This window comes from Massilia sp. PWRC2, from assembly GCF_049896725.1.
Lineage (GTDB): Bacteria > Pseudomonadota > Gammaproteobacteria > Burkholderiales > Burkholderiaceae_D > JAFCUW01.
In genome coordinates this window covers 430547-450320 of record NZ_JAFCUW010000002.1, presented here as the reverse complement: position 1 = coordinate 450320, position 19774 = coordinate 430547, and the positions used below count along the sequence as shown (strand labels likewise).

Sequence of the window (19774 nt, the reverse complement as noted above, 5' to 3'; positions counted from 1 at the left end):
CTCGTTTGTGTAAAGAATCTTATGATGGCTGTCCCGCTCGTCGTTCTCAGTGTGTTTGCGCGCTTTGGCAGCGTGCCTGGCTCAGGCCAGCGCCCGTTCGGCAGGGGCGCTGGCCTGCTGGGCGGCGAGCATGCCGGCAATCATGGCGGGCGTCGACGGCCGGCCAAACAGATAGCCCTGCACTTCGTCGCAGCCGTTATCGCGCAGGAAATCGAACTGTTGCGACGTTTCCACCCCTTCGGCGATCACGCGCAAATTGAGCTGGTGCGCCAGGGCGATGATGGCGCGGCAAATCGCCTGGTCATCGACACTGGTGGCCAGTTCGCTGACGAAGGATTTGTCGATCTTCAGGGTGGTGATGGGAAACGACTTCAAGGACGACAGGCTCGAGTAGCCGGTGCCGAAGTCATCGATCGATAACAGCAGACCCATCGCCTTGAGACTGGCCATCTTGGCGATCGCGCCGTGCAGGTCGCGCATGATCAGGCTTTCCGTCACTTCCAGTTCCAGCAGTCTGGGCGCCAGGCCGCTGGCCGCCAGCGCCGCTGCCACATCGTCCTGCAAATCGATGTCGTCGAACTGGCGCGGCGAAACGTTGACCGACATGGTCAGCGCCGGCAACCCGGCCTGTTGCCAGGCGACGCTTTGCGCGCAGGCCTGCTGCATCACCCAGCGGCCCAGCGCAATGATGACGCCGCTCTCTTCGGCCAGCGGAATGAACTCGACCGGCGAGACCAGCCCGCGCTCGGGATGGTGCCAGCGCAGCAGCGCCTCGACGCCATACAGGCGGCCGCCGTGCACCTCGAACTTCGGCTGGTAGAGGATGTGGAACTGGCCGGCATCGAGGGCCAGCCGCAACTGCGCCACCAGCGCCAGCTTGTCGCCGGCGCTGGCATTCATCGCAGCGGTATAAAAGCGGCACTGGTTCTTGCCAGCGGCCTTGGCGTGGTACATGGCGACGTCGGCGCGCACCAGCAGGGTATCGGCAGTATCGCCGTCGTGCGGATAGAGGGCGGTGCCGATGCTGCAGCTGACCTGGACCGACTGGCCGGCGATATCGATGCTGCGCCGTACCACCGCATTGATGCGGTCAAGTAAATCAATGCAGACGTCGAGGCGGTTACGGTAGACCGGCAGCACCACCACGAATTCGTCGCCGCCAAAGCGCGCCAGGGTGTCCTGGCGGCGCAGGCAGGCGCGCATGCGCGCTGACACCTGCGCCAGCAACTGGTCGCCGGCGCTATGGCCGAGGCCATCGTTGACCATCTTGAAATTATCGAGGTCGATGAACGCCACCAGCACGCTGCTGTGGCGGCGGTCGGCATGGCTGATCGCCTGCTGCAGCCGGGTGGTCAGCAGGCTGCGGTTGGGGGTGCCAGTGAGGGAATCATGCTGGGCCATGTGGAAGATCTTCGCTTCCGCATTCTTGCGCTCGGTGACGTCGCGCATGATGGCCACCACGCCCCCTTCGACGCCGACCAGCTGCTCGTGCAGCCAGGCAGCTTTCAGTTGCGGGATCAGGTTCGCCGTTTCGCTCTCGTGCACGCCGCCGGCGGTGGTGGCGTGCACCAGCTTGTCGAAGATGCCGTTGGCAAAGGTGTCGGGCATCCACGCGCTGAGGGTTTTGCGCTGCAAGTCCTGGCGGCGCATGCCGGTGAGCGCTTCCGCCTGGCGGTTCGCCGCTGTAATCTGGAAGTCGACAATGGCGCCGTCGCCATCGACGATGCTGTGCAATACAAAGAAGGCGTCCTTGTTGTTCTCTGAAGCTGCCGCATAGGTTTCCTGCGCCAGCCGGATACTGCGGCGCGTCTGCGCGCCCTGGCGCGTCCACAGGAAAAACGCGCCAACCGCGGCCAGCAGCAGCACGCTGGTCGCGCCCGCCTGCCACAGGCTGGTGTTGCGGCGCGCTTCGAAGGCGCTCATTTGCTCGACCTGGCCCAGTCCGACCAGCGCAGTCAGGCGCAGACGGCGCATGCTGCGGGTGGCCGTCAGGCGCACCAGACCGTCCCAGCTGCTCGCTGCCGCCCCGGCCAGTGTGGCTGGCGGCACCCCGCTGACATTGGCCGACAGCTGGTCGCCCACGCGCAGCGCCAGGATGGTGCCACTGTCGCCAAACAGTGCCAGCGTCCCTTGCGCGCCATGCCGCGCGCGCTCGTAACCGCTGGTGAAATAGGCGGGATCGACGTCCAGCATGGCAACGCCGAGAAAGGCGCCGCCAGCGTCGCTCAGGCGCTTGGTAAAGTGGACCAGCGGTGCGCCTTGGTGGCCGGGGGCGGCGCCGCTCACTTGCACGGCATCGGTGGGCTGGCCGCGGTGCTGCACAAAGAACGGCTGGGTGGCCACGCTGGTGACGATTGCTTGCGCAGCGGGCGGATTGCTGGCCACCACGACCCCATGCGCATCGGCGACGCTGACGGCAAAAATCAGCCCCGGCGGCAACAGGTCTGCGTCGCGCAGCGCCGCCAGGGCGCCATCGGTGCCGCGCAGCTTGACGGCGTAGCTGATGGTCTTGAGGGTCTGTTCGATGCCGCCCAGATTGCGCGCCACCTGTGCTTCATAGGTGTCGGCCAGATCGGCCAGCGAGGCGTCGATGGCGCCGACGGCGGCGGCGCGGTCGAGCCGGACCGCCTGCACGGTGCTGACCCACAGCACCGCCAGCAGCGCCAGCGCAACCAGCAGCGCCGGCAGCGGCCGCTCGCTGCCGAGCGCGGACAGGGCCCGGACGGCATTGCCTGAGCTCGCTGATTTATACCACTGACGCATGGCGCTGCCCGGTCATCGCCGCTGGCCTGGTCGCCATGCTCAACGGGCGACCGTCAACACGACTTGCACGCTGTCGTCGAGCACGGCGCTATCGATGTAGCCGATCATGGTCGGGTCGGCCGCCACCAGTTTGCGCATCGCCAGGCTGCTGGCCATCTCGCGTGGCGGCAGGCCGCGTCCGGTAAACACCATCTTGGTCCAGTACGCGCGCAGCAGCACGGGCGACTTGGCGGCCACCCGGGCGTAGAACTGCTCGCGCAGGGGCGAACTGAGCGCCAGGTCGAGAGGGGTGGCGTTGTCGCCATTGGGGAAGCGTTCAGCCTGCGCCAGAAATATATCGGTGACCTGGTTGGCCGACAGGGCCATGGCGGGCCGCTTGGCCGAGACGATCACCACCATCTCGCTGGCGGCGCTGGTACTGCACAACATCGTCATGGCCAGCATGCACGGTAGGGTTGTTAGTTTCATAGGGGCGCCTTCAAAAAACCACGTCGAGCATGACGCTGACGGCGTGCATTGGCTGGCCAGAGCGAAATTCGGGCTGAATGTTGAGCAAGGTACCGGCCGAGCCGCCGCGCGTGACCAGGCGGTCGTACTGCAGCTTCAGGCTGCGATCGCGCATGTAGTCCCAGCGCAGGCCGGCACTGATGGTGCGCTGGACGGCAATCCGGCTGAGCAGGCCATTGAGCTGCGCATTGAGCGCGCCGGCCACTGGCGCCAGCTGCGGCGGCAAGCCGCCCAGCGGCAGACCAGCGACCACCGTGGACTGGTTGGCACTGGCGTTCGACCAGGTGGCGTACGGGGTCAAGGCGTCCCAGCGATAACCGGCGCTGAGGTAAGACACGGTCTTGTCGCCCAAATACGAGTCGGCGTCCAAATAGCCCAGCTCGGCCATCACGAACCAGTTGCCGGGATCGTAGCTGGTGCCCAGCGTGGCCACCGAGGTGCGCTTGTTGCTGACATCGAAGTTGTCCGCCAGCGCGGCGCCGGCCGCACCGAACTGGCGATACACATCGAACAGCGGTTTGGCAAAGTCGACCGTGAGCCGGGTCGTCATGACGCTGCCGCGCACCGTCAGCGCGCCCAGCGTGGTGGTGTTGGACAGGCCAATCAGATGGCTGGCGTTGGCGTGCGCGGTGGGCGACACGCGCAGCCTGGTGCTGCCAAACGACAGCTGGGTGGTGTTGTTGGCAAGGCCGGCGCCCCAGCGGTAACTGAGGTCGACACCGTCACTGTGCGAAATGGGCAGGGCTGAATACACTTCGACCGGCGGGCGTACCCACGGCAGCGCATAGCTGGCCTTGCGATAGTCGCCGACCAGAAATACCGGCAGGGCAATCCGGCCAACCCGCACACTCAGGTCCGGCGAATAGCGGTATTTGAGATTGGCCCACTCGACCGATGGCGAAAAGTCATGATCGACATCGCGCTCGGAAACCACCTGGACGACGGCCGACCAGCGCGCATCGACCACCAGGTTGATCTGGCCTGCCAGGCGGCTGTCGACATCGTAGGCATAGCGCCGCGAATGGCCGGCGCTGCCGGGGTTGAGGGCATTGGCAGTAAAGTCGGCGGCCTGCTCGCTGCTGTGGACCACGCCGGCGCTGCCGTAGCCGGCAAAGGTCCACGACGGTTGCAGGGTGGCGTCGCTGCTGGCGCCTGTTGCGGCAGCGGTGGCGGCAGCGGTGGCGGCAGCGTTCACGCCGGCTAACAGGACAGCGAGCAGCGCGGCGCAGTGGCAGCGCCTTGAAACGGTCGCACACATCTTCGTCATAGGGCAATCAATTCGATTTTCGGTGGCGTACGGGTCAATAAGGCAGGACGCCAGCGTGCGGCAGGCCTGAACCAGGGTGGGTGGACGATGGCGCGACATCACTACAGAGGGCGCGGACTGTCGGCGCAGCGCGGCGGCGGTGCGCGGTGCGACAGAAGATGAGAAACGGTGCGGCAGAACGGCGATATGTCGCGGTGCGGGGCGTGATAAGGCTACAACAAAGATACGGCAGTGAGCGGTATGGCGCAACAACAAAAATTTCTTTTCGGCATTAAATGCGACAGTTTCTGCACGTTGCGCGCGCACCAGGGGCATGATGGCGCTGCCGGCGCCGATGGCGTACGGCAGCAGCCGGTTGCTGGCGGTGAGGTCGGCCAGTTCGCCGGCCGGAACGATGGGGAGGGGGATGGGTGCGACGGCCGAGTCAACACCACCGCACGCCAAGCCGGAGCAACGCCGTCGTCGCGGTTTTGTCAGGTGCTCTGACCCGCGGTCGCTTACGGCAGCGCCAAGCAGGCCCACGCAAGGCCACCACCACCGGCAAACAGCAAGGCGAGCACGGTGGCACGGCGCAGCACGATAGTGGCAGGCGATGGGAACTGGGCGTAACGACGGCGCATTGAAATTCTCCGGCAAGCAAGTTGGTATGTGAAGGATAATATACTGATGGTTAGTTTCTTTTGGGAATTGAAACCTTTGGATACATCGGATACAGGCGTGTCGATGAGATGACATTCACGCTGCATCCCGGAAGCGACCAATTGCTTGACCGGTGTGACCGCAATGGTGGTGATGACATCGTTGTCATGGGCCGGCCCGCTGTCACGGCGAAGCGGTGCGGGTTCTGGTGAGCGCTTTCCGGACAACATTCTGACGCGGGGGTTCTGCGGTCGCCACCCCGGCCTAAGATGCACAGTCCTTCGGCGTAGCGGCGCCGCGACGTTCAATTGACCACCACCGCCCCCTCCCATGCCCCCGCTACGTATGCTGATCCTGCTCGCCACCCTGGCGCTGCCTGCCCTGCCCTGGCCGCGGCCGCTGCCCCGCTGACCGTCGGCGTCACCTTTCTGATCGCTTCCGTCGTACCGGGCGAACAGCGCCGCATCAACGTGTCTGCCCCGCCGGTGAAGCCGGGGACGGTCTTGCCCGTGCTGTACATGCCCGATGGCGGCATCGACGAAGACTTTTTGCACCTGGCCGGGCTGCTGCAAGTCGGGGCCGGCGACGGCAGCAGCCGTGCCTTCCTGCTCGTTGGCATCGAAAACACCGGGCGCCGGCGCGACCTGACGGCGCCCACCGTCAGCGCCAGCGACCGTGCCATCGCCCTCCGCTTCGGTGCTTCGCAGCGCTTGCGCCAGTTCCTGCGCACCGAGCTGATGCCGCAGATCGCCCGCCGCTACGCCGTCACGGTCGCGGGCGTCAAGGGGGCAGCCGGCGCCGCACGCTGTTTGGCTCCCTCCGCAATCTCGCCCTGCCAGCACGGATTGAAAACGAGGCGAACATCTGCAACGATGGCGCCTGCGCGCGGCGGGGGCGATGGGTTCACCGGGTCGGCGCAGAGCGCGCAACCAGGCAGACGGGCGGGCGGGTGGGTGGGTGGGCCGGCTATTTGGCCGCTCCCGCCGCGACCTCGGCGCGGCTGGCTGCCGCTTCCGCACGGTTCACCGCCAGTGCGACTTCCTGCAATTTTTCATCGGCCGCATGCTGCGCTTCACGACTTGCGCTCTGGGCCGCCGCGCGCGCCGCTTCCGCCGTCCTGCGGTCGGATTCGGCTTGGCTCTTGAACGTGGTGAGCGTAACGAGCGCAGCTGCAACCTGTGCCTGGGCGTTTTGCGCTTCCTGGGCCGCGTTGACCGCCTTGGCCACATCGACGCCGGGACTCTTGGCAATTTCGTCGTCGATCAATTTTGCGCTCACGCTGAGCAGTGTGGAAAACATGGTGACGTAATTTTCCTGGGAGATCGCAGCATTCAGGTGGGCCTGGCACAGGTTGTAGACGCCGTCGCGGAACAGCTGCACGCCCTGCGAGCGGCTAAACAGCGACTTGGCCGTCGTGATCAGTTCGCGCGCCGCTTCGGCGCTCACGCTCTGCTTACCTTTGTCCTGCGAAGCGTCGGCGCGCAGCGCTGCCGTCAGCGAGCTGGCGATGCTCTGGGTGCTGTCCGGCGGCGGCTCGGCACAAAAGCTTGAGTAATAGCCGGGGTTGTTCTCGGCCCCATTCGAGTAATTCTTTTTTGTCACGATCATGCGCCGCTCGGCCACGGTGGCGAAGGTACCGAGGACCCCGGAGTGATCTTCGATGACCGGCTTTTCCGTGGGCGACGTAAGAAAGGAGCAGCCGCACAGGGCTGCTGCGAGGATACCGAGATAGCTGCGCATGATGCATCTCCTGAACGATGCGCCCATGTGCACCGACCGGCGCTGCGCATGCCACCATCTTAGATCAGTACCACCGCCGGAAGCGAGCAAAAATAACCACTTTGCATAAAAAACCACAAGCGCGGCCATGGCAGTGCGCCGCGCTTGTGCACGCGTCGGCCAGTGCTGGACCAGCCTGGTCGAACACGGCAGCTCGACGTCAGACGCGGTGTGGCGCTAGCCGCGCGGGAACATCGTCAAAGGTTCAGCAAACTGGCGATTTCTGCCTTGAACTTGGCCTGATTGGCGGCCCCGGGAATTTCCGTGGCCAGCACCAGGGTTAAGGCGCGTGCATCGGTGGCCGTGCGGAAATGGTCGCCGCAAACGATTTGCGCCATCGGTCCGATGTAGGTCAGCATGACTTCCTCGAACGTCGCCAGGGTGGCCGGCGTCAGCTCCACTGCCATGGCTGACTGAGGCCCCGCGCCCAGTGCAGGCGCAACCGGCCGGGTGGCGAACGCTGCGGCTGCGGCGGGCTGCGCGAGCGCGCCGCCATCGCCCTGGCCCGGCAAGTCGGGCAACAGGCCCTTCAGGTAGTCCAGCACGGTCTTGCTGGCCCATTCGATGGCTTCGGCGGCGTCGACTCCACCGGCGACAAAACTCAGGCGTGCGGCCTGCATGGTACGCATGATGCCAAGGGCATCGCGGCCACGCCGGCCGCGGCACATGACAAACACAATTTCCCCGGCGCGCAAATGCATTTGGCCCATGCGATTGTCATCGCTGACCAGCATCACCGTACCGGTCTGGCGCTGCCCGCACAGATTGGCGATCTGCTCCATCAAGGAAGGAAAAGGGGTGAATTCGGCTTGTGCCATATTGATTGCCCCTCGTTATGCTGACGACTTGCTGCGCAGTCGGTCCATGGCCAGCTTGATGCTGATGCCCAGCCGTTCGATCGCCCGTGCCAGTGAACCGATCTCGTCGCCGCGCCCGCTCTGGGTGATGTTGACGTCAAAGTCGCCCTTGCTGAGCTTGTCGGCGATGAGGGTCAGTTCGTTGATCGGGCGGGTCAGCGCCATGCCAAGGATGTAAGCGAGAGCGACCACCAGGGCGATCGTGATGATAATCAACAGGCGGCCCTCTTTTTTCATCTGGGCCAGCGGCGCAAAGGCCTCGTCGTATTCCTGTTCGACCAGCAGGGTCCAGCCTTGGGGCAGCTTGCGCACGTAGCCGATCATCTCCTTGCCATCATTTTGATAGGTCATCGGGCCATCGGTGATGCCCGCCGTTTTCAGCGCGCTGTGGTTGCTGAAATCTTGCAGTGCCGTTTTCACCTTTTGTGCGTCGCCGTGGGCGATCACCTTGTTGGTGGCGTCGAGCAGAATCGCGCGGCCGGTGGCGCCGACGCGCACATCGGTCACCACTTGCGAAATATCGCTCAGGTTCAGGCCCATGGAAATGACGCCGATGACTTCGTTGTTGTCGTTGCGGATCGGACTGCCCAATAACAGCGAGGGCTTACCGGTGGTCTTGCTGAGCAAGACTTGGCGCCCGACCGGCGCACCTTTCATGACCTCATTGAAATAGCTACGGTCGCGAAAATTGAGCAGCGGGCTGCCATCACTGCGGGCGATGTTGCTGCCGTCAGCCGCAATCGTATGCACCAGAAAAGCATCGTAAGCCCTGCCAGTCGCGGTCAATACCGGCAACTGGCGTTCGCTTTTCATGCTGGTGATGTCGTTCAGGCGGCCGGCCTGGCGTAACACGCGCAGATTGCTGTCGTCCCAGCCATTGATGCGGGCGGCCGCGGTGTTCATGGTGGCGACGATGTTCTGCGAGATATTCGCCGTCAATTCACGCTCCGCCGTGCTGTTGCCGACGTACCACAGTGTACACAGCGGTATCAACGTTACCGCCAGCAGGGTCGCCACCACTTTGTGGAAGATATTCAGGTTGAATTTAGAAGTCATAGTACGTCTCGCGGTTGAAGTGAGAATGGCATTCTTCGAACGACGGCAATTAGGCGACAAATCAGCGCCCCGGGCGCGCCGGCTGTACGGATCTGGAGAGGCCCGAATTCACCCACAAAATTGCATGTGAGAAATTAAGTATACAATGATTCCGGGTATTTGTTACCAATAGTCGGTATGTGTTGTAAATGCGTGCATTGGCAGTGGCAATGCCATATTGCCCCCGTGCAATAACGGCATCAGTGCCAGAATGGCGCATGCCTGGTGGTCCGCGTCAGGGCGGACCACCAGAAGATGGCGATGGCGTGGCCGTCGCCCTGAGGCGTGCGGGCGGGCCGCTGCCGCACCTTCCGGCTCAACGGATGGGCTGAAAATCCAGATCCTGAAAATCAAAACTGAAATCGGTCAGCGGCGAAATGGCCGCCATGGTCATGCGGCTGGGCTTGCCGTCGTGGCCCAAACTGAAGGTGACGTAGGCATCGGCATCGTAGGAGCGGTCGCGCCACTTGACGATATAGGTATTACCGCGGAAATACTGCAGATCACCGTTCAGCTTCGGTGAGCGCCTGGCGGCGAAATGCAGCCTGTCGCCGGCCTGGCTGATGGTGACGTCGCCAAACCAGCGATCGCGCCAGGTACCGGCCACCAGCGCCGGATCGAGCGCGGCGGCCGTCATCGGCGCCGTCGCGCCAGTCGACGGCAACACGCGCGCCGGGGACGATTGCCGGGCCGCCTTGGCCACCCGCTCGTCGCGCAGCTGGCGCAACGCACTGACACGGTCGCTCGCCGGCACTCCCAGATAGCTGTCGAGAATGGTGAGACTGATGGCGTTGTAGGCGCCCGACTGCTCCTGGTTGGTCAACACGACCATGCCCAGCTTGAGTGATGGCACCAGCACCACCTGGGTCACCATCCCCGCCAGGCCGCCCGTGTGCATCACAACCTTGTAGCCATTGGCGTCATTGATGAACCAGCCCAGTCCGTATGTCGAAAAATTCGAACGAACCACGCGCGAACTCGCTTCGAGGATGGTGTGCGGCGACCGCCACGAAGGCCTTGCTGTTCGACGCGATACCGAACAGGGTGTGCGGATCGACCTTGCGCCCGCCGCCCAAGGCATCGACGCCGAATCCCTTGCTGTAGACGACCTGGTCATCCTTGACGACGGCCACGGCAATACCGGGTACGTCGAAGGCTTGCATGGTCCGCGCCACCGTCGCGCTGATGGGCGTGGCGGCCCGCGCGGCGGGCGCTGCCACAAAGGCGATGATGGCAAGGGCGGCGAGTCGGCAAGGCAGTGTCATGAAAGCTCCTGCGGATCAGGGGGCATGGCGCCGGCCGGCCAGTGACGCTTGCGGTCGGCACGCAGTCAGTGCGCACAGCAACAGGGAAGATCAGTACGCTCAAACATACATCAGCCTGTTCGAAGCAGCAAGCACGCCTTGCTGGCCGGGCCTGCAGAGATCCAGGTGGCGACGTTATTGCCTTTACACGTCAAGGTCGCCTTCAGTTCGTGGCCGCACATACCACAGCAATGTGAATCAATAACATTGTGAAATGTTGATGAAAGTGCATTTTGCGCTTTCGCGCTTTTATTCAGGATTTCCATATGGCGAAGTTTCTTCAAGTCTCGGCTGCTGCCCTCGGCGCTGCTCTTTGCGCGAGCGCTTACTCCGCACCGGCAAGCACGCCGCCCAAGGCCGAACCGCACATGCAAAAAGTTCTCGACGCCCTGGCATCGCTCGGCGGCAAGCCGATCGACACGCTCACGCCCGACGCAGCGCGCAAGCAGCCGATGCCAGCGGACGCGGTCAAGAAAGTGCTGGCTGACGAAGGCAAGAGCACGGCACCCGAAGCGGGGGTGACCGTCAGGGAGATGACGGTCAAGGGGCCGCATGGCGATTTCCCCGTTCACATCTACACACCCGAAGGCAAGGGCCCGTTTCCGGTAATGGTGTATTACCACGGCGGCGGTTTCGTGATTGCCGACACCGCTGTGTATGATGCCGCGCCCCGTGCGCTGGCAAAAATGGCCAAGGCCATCATCGTCTCCGCCGATTACCATCGCGCCCCTGAGAACAAGTTCCCGGTCGCGCCGGACGAAGCCTGCGCCGCCTACACCTGGACGCTGGAACACGCGGCCGCGTTCAATGGCGATCCCAAGCGCGTGGCGGTGGGCGGCGAAAGCGCCGGCGGCAACCTGGCCACGGTGGTGTCCATCATGGCGCGGGACCAGCATGCTCCCCTGCCAGTGCATCAGTTGCTGGTCTACCCGGTGGTCGACAACGACATGACGCGGCCCTCCTACGTGCAGAACGTCGCCGCCAAACCGCTCAGCAAACCGATGATGGCATGGTTCTTCAAGCACTACGGCGCCGATCCGACGAGCGCGATGGCGCTGCCGCTGAAGAATGCTGACCTGAAAGGCTTGCCAGCAGCGACCATCGTCGCCGCCGAGATCGATCCACTCCTGTCGGAAGGCAAAGCCTACGCCGACGCACTAAAACAGGCTGGGGTGAAGGTCGACTACAGACTCTACAGCGGCGTTACCCACGAGTTCTTCGGCATGGGCGCTGTCGTGCCAAAAGCGAAAGAGGCAGAACAGTTTGCGGCCGATGGCTTGATCAGGGCGTTTACCAAATAAGCGCGCACATGGCAGACCAGCTCGGATGACCGGCGCCGATCGACACCGTCCGGGCAAGCAAGCGCGGCATGTGGGGATGTGCAAGCTGGCTGGGGGATTGTTTCGTGCACCGGCGCCGCCAGCCCAGTGTTTGTAGCCGGTGCGCGCCTGGGCATGGCACTCATGAGCAAAAAAGCCCGCGCGCGGCGGGCTTTCCTCCAGCAGGCGTCCGGCGCTTATGCCTGACTGGCCGGCTTCGACTTGCGTCTGGCGACGAGTGCGCCCATCAGGCCCAGACCCAACAGGGCCACGCTGCCTGGTTCGGGAACTGCCGTGGTCCCGTCCACGCTGATTTCATGGAATGAAATCTGGCTGCCGTTAAGCGACAGGCGGAATGCGTCGGCCGTGACGCCGCCGAAGTTGAGCAGGTAGTTATTCGCCGCGCCGGTCGTGATGCCCAGCGCGCCAGTCGTCGTGCTGGCCGCGGTCTGCCATGCACCACCGTTGAGCGCATACTCCAGTACCACGCTGGTCGTGCTCGAATACGAACGCGACGCCAGGAACGTCAAGGAATTGAGCAGGTAGTCGGCACCGCCGTTGAATGCGAATTCTATCGTGTTGGCATTGGACGGATAGCCGCTGTAAAGGCCGTTGTAACCGGTCTGACTAGAGGTCATCGGCGTGTATCCGTCCGACAGCAGGGTTTGCACCTGAGCGAGCTGCGTGGTGTTATTCAGGCTACCAAATTCGCCGACTGCGTTCCAGTCGGTCCGGCCCAGCGCGAACGTGCCGGTGAGGCTGGTCAGGCTATAGCTGCTGCTGTCGATGGTGCTTGCACCGGCTTGCGCGGCCAGGCCCAGGGCTGCTGCGATGACGAAGGCATTGAAGAGTTTCATGAGACTTCCTGTTGTAGGTTGATGCTGCACCTGTAAGCAATATTAGTGCCACAAATAAATTTAACTTACAAATCATCAACTTAGGGTTTTTAAGTCAATCTCAATTACGCGTGTGTAAAATTATTCGACAGTCTGATTTTACGAAGCTGGCGGCTGACCAGGAGCGCTGGACGTGCAAAAAGTCCCACCGCAGCGCGGCCACGCGAAGGCTCGCTCACTACGTCGTCGCTGTCGGCAACGATGCGCATGGTCAGGTCGCCGCCCGCACGGCAAAGCCGACCGCCATCGTGCCCGGCGAGAGCCAGGCGCAGCGCTGGCCCGCATTGCTGGTCCCTTGCAGCGCATCGCTTGTGCGCTGTTCAAGGTTGAGCAACACCTGAGATGGTGCGGTAGTGAGGAATGCGGGCCCAGATACCGGTATGCCGCACCGTTGAGCCGTGCCGGAAACTGCGCACCTTTGGGTGTAGTATGAATTTCAGCCACGCGACCTCGCTGCATGAACAGATGTTGCCCGTCGTGAAATACGCTGCGTGGCTGCCTGAAAAAGCAGTTCATCGTCGCCATTGAACGAGTGCGCCAGCCCCCCCCTTGCAACACCCACCTCTTACATTGAAGGACACCATGAACATTGGAATCATCGGCGCCGGCCATATCGGCAGTGCCCTCGCCGTGCGGCTCGTCAGTCTCGGTCACTCGGTCTATATCGCCAACTCGCGCGGGCCTGAAACGCTCAAAGAGATCGCCCAAAAAACCGGTGCCAAGCCGGTGACGGCCCAGGAAGCGGCGCGCCACGGCGACATCATCGTCGTCACCATTCCGCTCAAAAACATCCCCGACCTGCCAAAAGACCTGTTCACGGGCGTGGCGGCCGAGGTGCCGGTCATCGACACGAGCAACTACTACCCGATCTTGCGCGACGGTCATATGCCGGAACTGGAAACGGGCGACCTCACGGAAAGCGAGTGGGTGCAGCAGCACCTGGGCCGCCCGCTGGTCAAGGTATTTAACAATATCTACGCTGACCACCTGCAGAACAAGGGCCTGCCTGCTGGCACACCTGGTCGCATCTCCCTGCCGGTGGCCAGCGACGACGCCGCGGCCAAGCGCAAAGTGATGGCGCTGGTCGAAGAACTGGGCTTTGACGCGGTGGACGACGGCAGCCTGCACGAGTCGTGGCGCCAGCAACCCGGCACCCCCTGCTACGGTGCCGACCTGCCTGCCGACGAACTGCGCGCGCATTTCGCCAGTCTCGGCCCCCGCCGCAGCCAAGCGCAACATGCCGAGTACCTGGCCAACCACGCCAAGCAGGAACAGGCGATGGCTGCCCAAGGCAACAAGCTGGAATAGCACACGGCCACAAGGTGCGACTAGCGGGCGGAGGCAGCCGGTAGCGGCCCTGACAAACACGCACCCGCCGGTCTGCTCACAGTGCCGCGCCGATGAATGTTGATGGGACCTGCTGCCCCGGCTTTCTCCGCCCCGGCAACGTGCCTGGAGCAAGAAAGCTGCCAATTGACGGGGCAGCGCAGAGCCTCGGTCCGTGTTCTGCAGCATTTTCAGTCCACTGCAGTGAACTGCAAGGCACGTGCCGGAGTCTTTCTATCGGTCGAGCTCGGCCACCGGAAAGCCATCCTGCCCCATTGCTTCTGGTAGCCGACCAAACCATACAGGCGAAGCAGCGCGTCCGCCATGCGTCGAAACTCAGCGCGACAATTTGCACGCGCTACAGAAAAATTCGAATGCCTCCCCCCCGCACCGATACAACCATGACCCGACTTGCACAATTAAGTTATTGAACAGTTCTGGAATACAATAGGCTTTTAATCAACAGTGCAAGCCGCCGTCGATGGCCTCCCTCCCCCACTACGACCAGCACGCAGCCCGCCTGGTGGAGCAGTACGAGTCGCTCGCGTTCGAAGCCGTCCACGACAGCCTGCTCGACTTACTGCCGCCAGCCGGCGCCACCATCCTCGACGTCGGCGCCGGTTCCGGGCGCGACGCTGCGTGGCTGGCCGATCGCGGCTACGAGGTGGTGGCGGTCGAGCCGTCCGCCGCCATGCTGGCCCACGCGCGCGTGCTCCACCCCTGCAGTCGCATTCACTGGGTAGCGGACTGTCTGCCGGACCTGGCACAAGTAGGCCGCCTTGGCCTGAGCTTCGATCTGATCTTGCTGTCGGCCGTGTGGATGCACATTCCCCCCGGGCAGCGCCACCGCGCCTTGCGCAAACTGGCGACCTTGCTGGCGCCGAAGGGACGCATTGCCATCAGCCTGCGGCTCGGGACGGCCGATGCGGAACGGGGCATGTTCGCGGTGTCGCTGCCGGAACTGGTGGGCATGGCGCAGCAATTTGGTCTGCGCATCGTGCACACCCACAATAGCGCCGACCGGCTGGGCCGCAGCGAGGTGTCGTGGACCAGCGTCGTGCTGGGCTTGCCCGATGACGGGCTTGGCGCGTTGCCCTTGTTGCGCCATTTGATTCTGGTCGACAGCAAGGCGTCGACCTACAAGATCGCCCTGCTGCGGGTGCTTGCTCGCATCGCCGATAGCGCGGCCGGGCTGGCCCGCCACGAGGACGAATCGGTGGTCGTCCCGCTTGGGCTGGTCTCGCTGTTCTGGCTGCGCATGTTCAAGCCCCTCATCGAACATGCGCTGCCGCAGATGCCGGCATCGCGCCTCGGCACCGGTCCCGGCTTCGTCACGCACAGTTTTCTCGAACTAAGGCCCGTCACCGCCGTGGAGCTGCGCATCGGCTCGACGTTCTCCGGGCCGACGGCGAAGCATCTGCACCGCAGCCTGTCGGAGATTTCTGAGCTGATCCGAAACATGCCGGCGAACTACCTGCGCTGGCCGTCCAGCGACGAACCCATTTTCAAGGTGGCGCGGCGGCGCATGGTGGCGACACCCGATCCGCTGCAGATCGATGCGGCGTTTCTATGGAGCCTGGGCGAATTTCGCATTCCGATGGAACTCTGGCAGGCGATGAGTCACTACAACGTCTGGATCGAACCGGTGCTGGTGGCCGAATGGGTGCGCCTGATCGCATCCTACGACGGAGGCGCCCGCCCGGACATCGGCCCGCTCGCCAACTCGCTCCTCGCATGGGTGGACCCGGCGCGCGATACCAGCTTCGCCAGGGCGGCGGTCGAGCGCATGCGCGCGGACGGCAAGCCGGTGTACTGCGTCTGGTCGGGCGCGCGCCTGCTTGACCAGTACGATATCGACCACTGTTTTCCTTTTTCGGCATGGCCCTGCGGCGATGCCTGGAACCTGATGCCTGCATCGAAACAGATCAACATGCAGAAGTCCGATCGCCTGGTGACGCAAGCGGCGCTGGAACGCGCCAGCGATTCCATCGCAACCTGGTGGCACAGCGCCTTCCTCGAACAAGAAGACGGCAAGCGCCGCCAGTTTTTCCTGGAAGCGTCGCAGACCCTGCCGATCCTGACCAGCAGCCCCGCGCCGGCGGACGTCATCGACGCCATGCAAATGCACCGGATCAGGTTGGCGAACGATCAGGGATTGCGACCGTGGGAACCGCCAGTCGCTGGCACGCGCACTACAGTCTCCAGGCGCGCGGCGATCGACGCCGTGCCGTAACGGGTGCGAGCGGCAACGCCGAAAACGGACAGAAGCTCAGCCCTCCCCTTACCATTCGTCACCCGTTATTGCGTGGAGAGCAGATGGTCACGTCGGGCAAATTGATACTACCTGATCAGTAGCCAGCGAAGTTGAATAATCCGTCAAAGCCAGTTAAAGCGACCACTAATCTGACACGAGGGCTTTCCAAACCTGCCCTGCCCCTTTCATCGTGCCGACTGTTAATGAAAAATGCGCGGAAGTCGACCTCTTACCGTTAGAGTCGATCAAACCACCTGCGCTACCTCTTCATCGCCTATGAGATGATTGCGTTACGTTGTAACGGTAGCTTCAAATTGTGTGACGGCGGCAAGCAAATCATCGAAAGCTGGCGGCACTGCCCCGAACATTTCCTCCTGCATTTGCGCGTAATCCTGGCGCCAGGCTGCCTCCTGATCTGGTCTTGGCAGAATTCGCAACGATCCCATCCGAAGCGTCGAGTAGTCCACCCAGGACTGTGCAAAGAAAATTTGCCGGTGCGCTGCCACTTGCAAGAACAGATTCTTATCCTGCAATGCGCTCGCCCCGATACCCTGCTCAATCAAACGGAAAAGGTCGTAATAATGACGCGCCATGCGTGGCCGGCGCGGTTTATCCGCCGGCCGAAACCGCTCCTCGTGCAGCAGCATCGCCTTCTCCCAAAACGGGCGCTCGGGCGCCAGCGCGTGAACCATGACATCCGACTCCTCCAAGGCTTGTGGAAAGTAGTCGGCCATCACCGGCCGGATCATACGTTCTCGCATCGGCCAAGGATCGGAGCGCGCGCCAAACTCGATCTTGACGACGGGGCGCAGGTAGCGCGCTGCTTGCGCATCGAAGTGCGAGGGATAGCGAAGCAGTATTGTTTGCGCGTCGGGATCCTCGTCATCGATTTCCATCGACCATGGCGCCAGGCCCTCGATTGAGGCCAGCCGCTCTTGCAAATCGGGTAGAACAACATTGCCTACGTGTTCGCTGCATGCCACTTTCAGTGCCTTGAGCCGCTTCGACCGCTGCTTGGCACTGGGCGCCTGCTCTGGGCTGTTGTCGCCACCGAAACCAAGCGCATCACGTCCGATTGTCAGGTCAATGTCCTCGGAAAAACGATCGATCAGTCCCCATGCTTTTGATAGCGACGTCCCACCTTTGAACGTCAGATGCGGCGCCAGTTCGGGCATTGTAAATAGCTGCTGCAGTACCCAGGACACCCAAAAATCCTTCTCGACGCTCGACGCCGTCCAGCCTGTTCGAGCGGCGGTCTGTTCTATTGTCAGGCGCTGGTCGGATGTCGACAGGTCAAGAAATTTTGGCATCGCTTAGCGCTCTTCGCTTGCGATGTGACGCATCACCTCGCCAATCCATGCCGGTGCCAACTGCGCATCGGCCAATAGCACCTTCTTGTCATCAATCGTCATGCGCGCACGCAGTCGCGCAATTGTCTGAGAATCGATATTGTCCTGCTTCAGGTGGCGCAATGCCTGGATCACCAGACCACTAATACGCCCGGCCGTGACCATATTGCGAGGCGTCGTGTGCTTGAGAAGGATGGCCTGGTTGCCAACCTGCACGACGCGCGACGCGCCATCGGTGAGAAACGCCAGCTTCAGCGGCACTTGCTCTGTAAGCCCCAGCAAATTGGCGGCATAGGCGCCGGAAGGCTGCAGTCGTAAGCTCCCCTTGTCGGCTAGCGCACGCGCAATATCCTGCGCTGCGGGCAGTAACGGCCCGAGCAGAGCGTGTTCGCGCGGGACGTCGTACAAGCCACGCGCAATGCGTCGGATTTGTCCACTTGCCGCCAGTCGCGAAAGCACTTTGTCCACTGCTGCGCGTCCGCCCAGATCGGCAAAGTCGCCTGGACTAAACACTTGCCCTGTTACTGCCGGCTCAAGCCTTGCGCGTATGGCCGCATCGATGCCGCTCCTGCGGGCGCCATTGCCCGAAGTGTTCGTCAATTTTTGTGGGTTTGCAGTGGCTGAAGAGGTTCGCATGTCAGAAAATATATCACTTTTTTCTGACAAATGGCGAGTTTGTGCGATGGGTGGGGATTGACTGTCAACGCCACATCACCGGAAAACCACGCAACGACGCGCCATGTCGACGCTTCCTCTCTGCTATGCATTTTTTCACACTACCACGTGCTGGGGGCTCTGCGTTCGGCGCAGCTTCGTTACACCGTAACGCCCGGACTCTACCGGTCATGGGATAGCGAGGTGTCGCAATCGACGCCGCCAAATGGCGCCTTATACGAAAAATATTCTTCCCACTCCGGTGAATCCATGGCAATCGTCTCCAGTACCTTGCTGTCCTCCGTCCGCACCATGGTTTCCACAAGTTCACGCTGCGTTACGCCGTAACGGCGGGCCAGTCGAGCTAACGCAAGGGCGGCGCCTGTACTGAGCCACATGCTGACACGGCGCTGTCCATTCCCGTCAGCGCCCGCACTGGATTGGCGCGCACGGTATGCCGCCTGTCTTTCCGCCGTCGACTTGGCCATAAGGTCCCCCTTTAGTTTCAAGACGTAAATTCGTTACAGCGTAACGCTATCAACGGATAGGAGGTTTGATAGACATCATTAAAATTCATGTACCACTATACGATCTATATCATTTATACGGAATGTACGATTTCAAGATTACCTAGAAGTCCGCCACAACACTTCCCTTCAACATTCGTCTTGCAGACTACCAGCTTGCCCTCCACCATCAGCAACGCCATGGTCTTTTCCTGGCGTTCATCTTCCTGATGCGGATGCATCGAGGGCGGCGTCCTCAGTTGCGTTCCGCAATGTCCGTTGAGCACAAAGTGCAAATAAGGCAAGTCACAAAGTGAAGGTAGATAACTGGCGCCGCCGGTTAGCTAACTTCACCTATCTTGCCCGCCTCTCCAAGTAGTTTTAATCGTGTTTTTATATAGTTTTTGGTTCGATTTTAGTTCGATTTAATGCAGTTTTTGTGCAGTACAAAGTGCGTTGGATCGTAACGCCAGGGGGATGGAGTTTGCAATCGTTTCCAACGTCAACAACGCTCGAACGGTACCGCGCATTCGCTCACTTGCTCATGAAAATCGGTTGACGTCGGCCCGCCCTTCCCGTATGCCTGAAGTGCCCAGGACAGGTCGCCGCAGCACTGATGGCAAAGTACCCAAGGCATCGTCCAAAACGCCGTAGCGGTCCTCCAATGCCACGCAGTGCGTCGATTTCGTCATAATTAAACATACGGTTTCCTGCGCAATTGAATTCAAGCTCACGTCCAGGCGCGCAGTCAGCGATCCGGCATGTGAGCCGATGCGTCACCCGCCGCGCAGTAGTCCGCCCACGCGTGCATCAACGGCACGCGCTTGTCGAACAGGTCTCCCCGCCGATACGCCGCCTCTACTTTATTCGGCAAGCTATGCGCCAGCGCGTGCTCGAACACCTCGCGCGCAAACGTGTTGCCCACCGCCTCGGCGTACCAGTCGCGAAAGATCGAACGAAAGCCACGCACCATGATGTCGCTGCGCCCTATGCGCCGCAGAACGGCGGTGAGACTCATGTCGGAGAGGATGATGCCCGAGCGTCAGATAGGGAACAAGAAAGCGCCATCGCACGGTCTCCGCTGCAGCAGCACCAGGGCCTGCGTCGACAAGGGAATGAGGTGCTCCTTCCCCGCCTTCATGCGCGCGGCCGGCACCGTCCACACATACGCATCCAGATTGTTTTCATCCCGCGCCGCGTACTTCACCGGAGCGGCAGGCCGTCAAAATCGCAAAATCCACGGCGCGCGCAGTGACGCC

The 19774-nt window shown here is 62.3% G+C and carries 19 protein-coding genes and 1 pseudogene; 5 read left to right on the top strand and 15 right to left on the bottom strand.

The annotated features are described in order from the left end of the window. Positions 1–81: 81 nt before the first annotated feature. The 3 genes from ACP7BZ_RS06845 to ACP7BZ_RS06835 are packed head-to-tail and all read right to left on the bottom strand — an operon-like array spanning position 82 to position 4537. Positions 82–2763, bottom strand: coding sequence for a bifunctional diguanylate cyclase/phosphodiesterase (locus ACP7BZ_RS06845; protein ID WP_426111361.1), 2682 nt, complete (start codon positions 2761–2763; stop codon positions 82–84). A gap of 39 nt (positions 2764–2802) precedes the next feature. Continuing rightward, complete coding sequence (locus tag ACP7BZ_RS06840) at positions 2803–3231, bottom strand: phosphate ABC transporter substrate-binding protein (RefSeq protein ID WP_426111360.1); 429 nt, start codon at positions 3229–3231, stop codon at positions 2803–2805. A 10-nt stretch (positions 3232–3241) separates the two neighbouring features. Continuing rightward, on the bottom strand, positions 3242–4537 hold the full coding sequence (locus tag ACP7BZ_RS06835; protein ID WP_426111358.1) for a hypothetical protein: 1296 nt from the start codon (positions 4535–4537) through the stop codon (positions 3242–3244). Positions 4538–4777: 240 nt separating this feature from the next. Between ACP7BZ_RS06835 and ACP7BZ_RS06830 the strand changes: the two genes are divergently transcribed. Further along, positions 4778–5023 carry a hypothetical protein gene (locus tag ACP7BZ_RS06830; RefSeq protein ID WP_426111356.1) on the top strand — a complete coding sequence of 82 codons (246 nt, stop codon included), beginning with the start codon at positions 4778–4780 and terminating at the stop codon, positions 5021–5023. Positions 5024–5034: 11 nt separating this feature from the next. Here the strand turns inward: ACP7BZ_RS06830 and ACP7BZ_RS06825 are convergent, their stop codons facing one another. Further along, a complete protein-coding gene (locus ACP7BZ_RS06825) occupies positions 5035–5406 on the bottom strand; it encodes a hypothetical protein (protein WP_426111354.1) in 372 nt (123 codons plus the stop codon). Positions 5407–5484: 78 nt separating this feature from the next. Here ACP7BZ_RS06825 and ACP7BZ_RS06820 point away from each other — a divergent pair. Next, positions 5485–5961, top strand: a pseudogene (locus tag ACP7BZ_RS06820) (alpha/beta hydrolase-fold protein); the annotation flags it as partial. 181 nt (positions 5962–6142) lie between these two features. Here ACP7BZ_RS06820 and ACP7BZ_RS06815 read toward each other — a convergent pair. The 5 genes from ACP7BZ_RS06815 to ACP7BZ_RS06795 form a co-directional block, all read right to left on the bottom strand. Then, positions 6143–6916 carry a hypothetical protein gene (locus tag ACP7BZ_RS06815; protein WP_426111353.1) on the bottom strand — a complete coding sequence of 258 codons (774 nt, stop codon included), beginning with the start codon at positions 6914–6916 and terminating at the stop codon, positions 6143–6145. A 236-nt stretch (positions 6917–7152) separates the two neighbouring features. After that, positions 7153–7773, bottom strand: a complete 621-nt coding sequence (locus tag ACP7BZ_RS06810) for a hypothetical protein (RefSeq protein ID WP_426111351.1) — start codon at positions 7771–7773, stop codon at positions 7153–7155. Positions 7774–7788: 15 nt separating this feature from the next. Further along, the gene (locus ACP7BZ_RS06805; RefSeq protein WP_426111349.1) at positions 7789–8868 is read right to left on the bottom strand and encodes a cache domain-containing protein; all 1080 of its coding nucleotides are present in this window, start codon (positions 8866–8868) and stop codon (positions 7789–7791) included. A gap of 355 nt (positions 8869–9223) precedes the next feature. Beyond that, positions 9224–9877, bottom strand: coding sequence for a DUF3471 domain-containing protein (locus tag ACP7BZ_RS06800; RefSeq protein ID WP_426111347.1), 654 nt, complete (start codon positions 9875–9877; stop codon positions 9224–9226). Beyond that, complete coding sequence (locus tag ACP7BZ_RS06795; RefSeq protein WP_426111345.1) at positions 9828–10172, bottom strand: serine hydrolase; 345 nt, start codon at positions 10170–10172, stop codon at positions 9828–9830. Before ACP7BZ_RS06795 ends, ACP7BZ_RS06800 begins: the two co-directional genes overlap by 50 nt. A 272-nt stretch (positions 10173–10444) precedes the next feature. Between ACP7BZ_RS06795 and ACP7BZ_RS06790 the strand changes: the two genes are divergently transcribed. Continuing rightward, a complete protein-coding gene (locus ACP7BZ_RS06790; RefSeq protein ID WP_426111343.1) occupies positions 10445–11512 on the top strand; it encodes an alpha/beta hydrolase in 1068 nt (355 codons plus the stop codon). A gap of 215 nt (positions 11513–11727) precedes the next feature. Here ACP7BZ_RS06790 and ACP7BZ_RS06785 read toward each other — a convergent pair whose 3' ends face one another. Both ACP7BZ_RS06785 and ACP7BZ_RS06780 read right to left on the bottom strand, forming a co-directional pair. Further along, positions 11728–12387, bottom strand: a complete 660-nt coding sequence (locus tag ACP7BZ_RS06785) for a PEP-CTERM sorting domain-containing protein (RefSeq protein WP_426111340.1) — start codon at positions 12385–12387, stop codon at positions 11728–11730. A 250-nt stretch (positions 12388–12637) separates the two neighbouring features. Further along, a complete protein-coding gene (locus tag ACP7BZ_RS06780; RefSeq protein ID WP_426111338.1) occupies positions 12638–12763 on the bottom strand; it encodes a hypothetical protein in 126 nt (41 codons plus the stop codon). 245 nt (positions 12764–13008) lie between these two features. On the opposite strand from ACP7BZ_RS06780, the gene ACP7BZ_RS06775 reads away from it, so the two are divergent. Then, positions 13009–13734 (top strand): NADPH-dependent F420 reductase, encoded by a 726-nt coding sequence (locus ACP7BZ_RS06775; protein ID WP_426111336.1) that lies wholly within the window; start codon positions 13009–13011, stop codon positions 13732–13734. 499 nt (positions 13735–14233) lie between these two features. Then, positions 14234–15985: a methyltransferase domain-containing protein gene (locus ACP7BZ_RS06770; RefSeq protein ID WP_426111334.1), complete on the top strand. Its 1752-nt coding sequence runs from the start codon at positions 14234–14236 to the stop codon at positions 15983–15985. 311 nt (positions 15986–16296) lie between these two features. Here ACP7BZ_RS06770 and ACP7BZ_RS06765 read toward each other — a convergent pair whose 3' ends face one another. The 4 genes from ACP7BZ_RS06765 to ACP7BZ_RS06750 form a co-directional block, all read right to left on the bottom strand. Beyond that, complete coding sequence (locus ACP7BZ_RS06765) at positions 16297–17316, bottom strand: nucleotidyl transferase AbiEii/AbiGii toxin family protein (protein WP_426111332.1); 1020 nt, start codon at positions 17314–17316, stop codon at positions 16297–16299. A gap of 3 nt (positions 17317–17319) precedes the next feature. Then, positions 17320–17991 carry a DUF6088 family protein gene (locus tag ACP7BZ_RS06760; protein WP_426111330.1) on the bottom strand — a complete coding sequence of 224 codons (672 nt, stop codon included), beginning with the start codon at positions 17989–17991 and terminating at the stop codon, positions 17320–17322. A gap of 200 nt (positions 17992–18191) precedes the next feature. Further along, on the bottom strand, positions 18192–18497 hold the full coding sequence (locus ACP7BZ_RS06755) for a hypothetical protein (protein ID WP_426111328.1): 306 nt from the start codon (positions 18495–18497) through the stop codon (positions 18192–18194). A 766-nt stretch (positions 18498–19263) separates the two neighbouring features. Further along, complete coding sequence (locus tag ACP7BZ_RS06750; protein ID WP_426111326.1) at positions 19264–19533, bottom strand: hypothetical protein; 270 nt, start codon at positions 19531–19533, stop codon at positions 19264–19266. Positions 19534–19774: the final 241 nt, after the last annotated feature.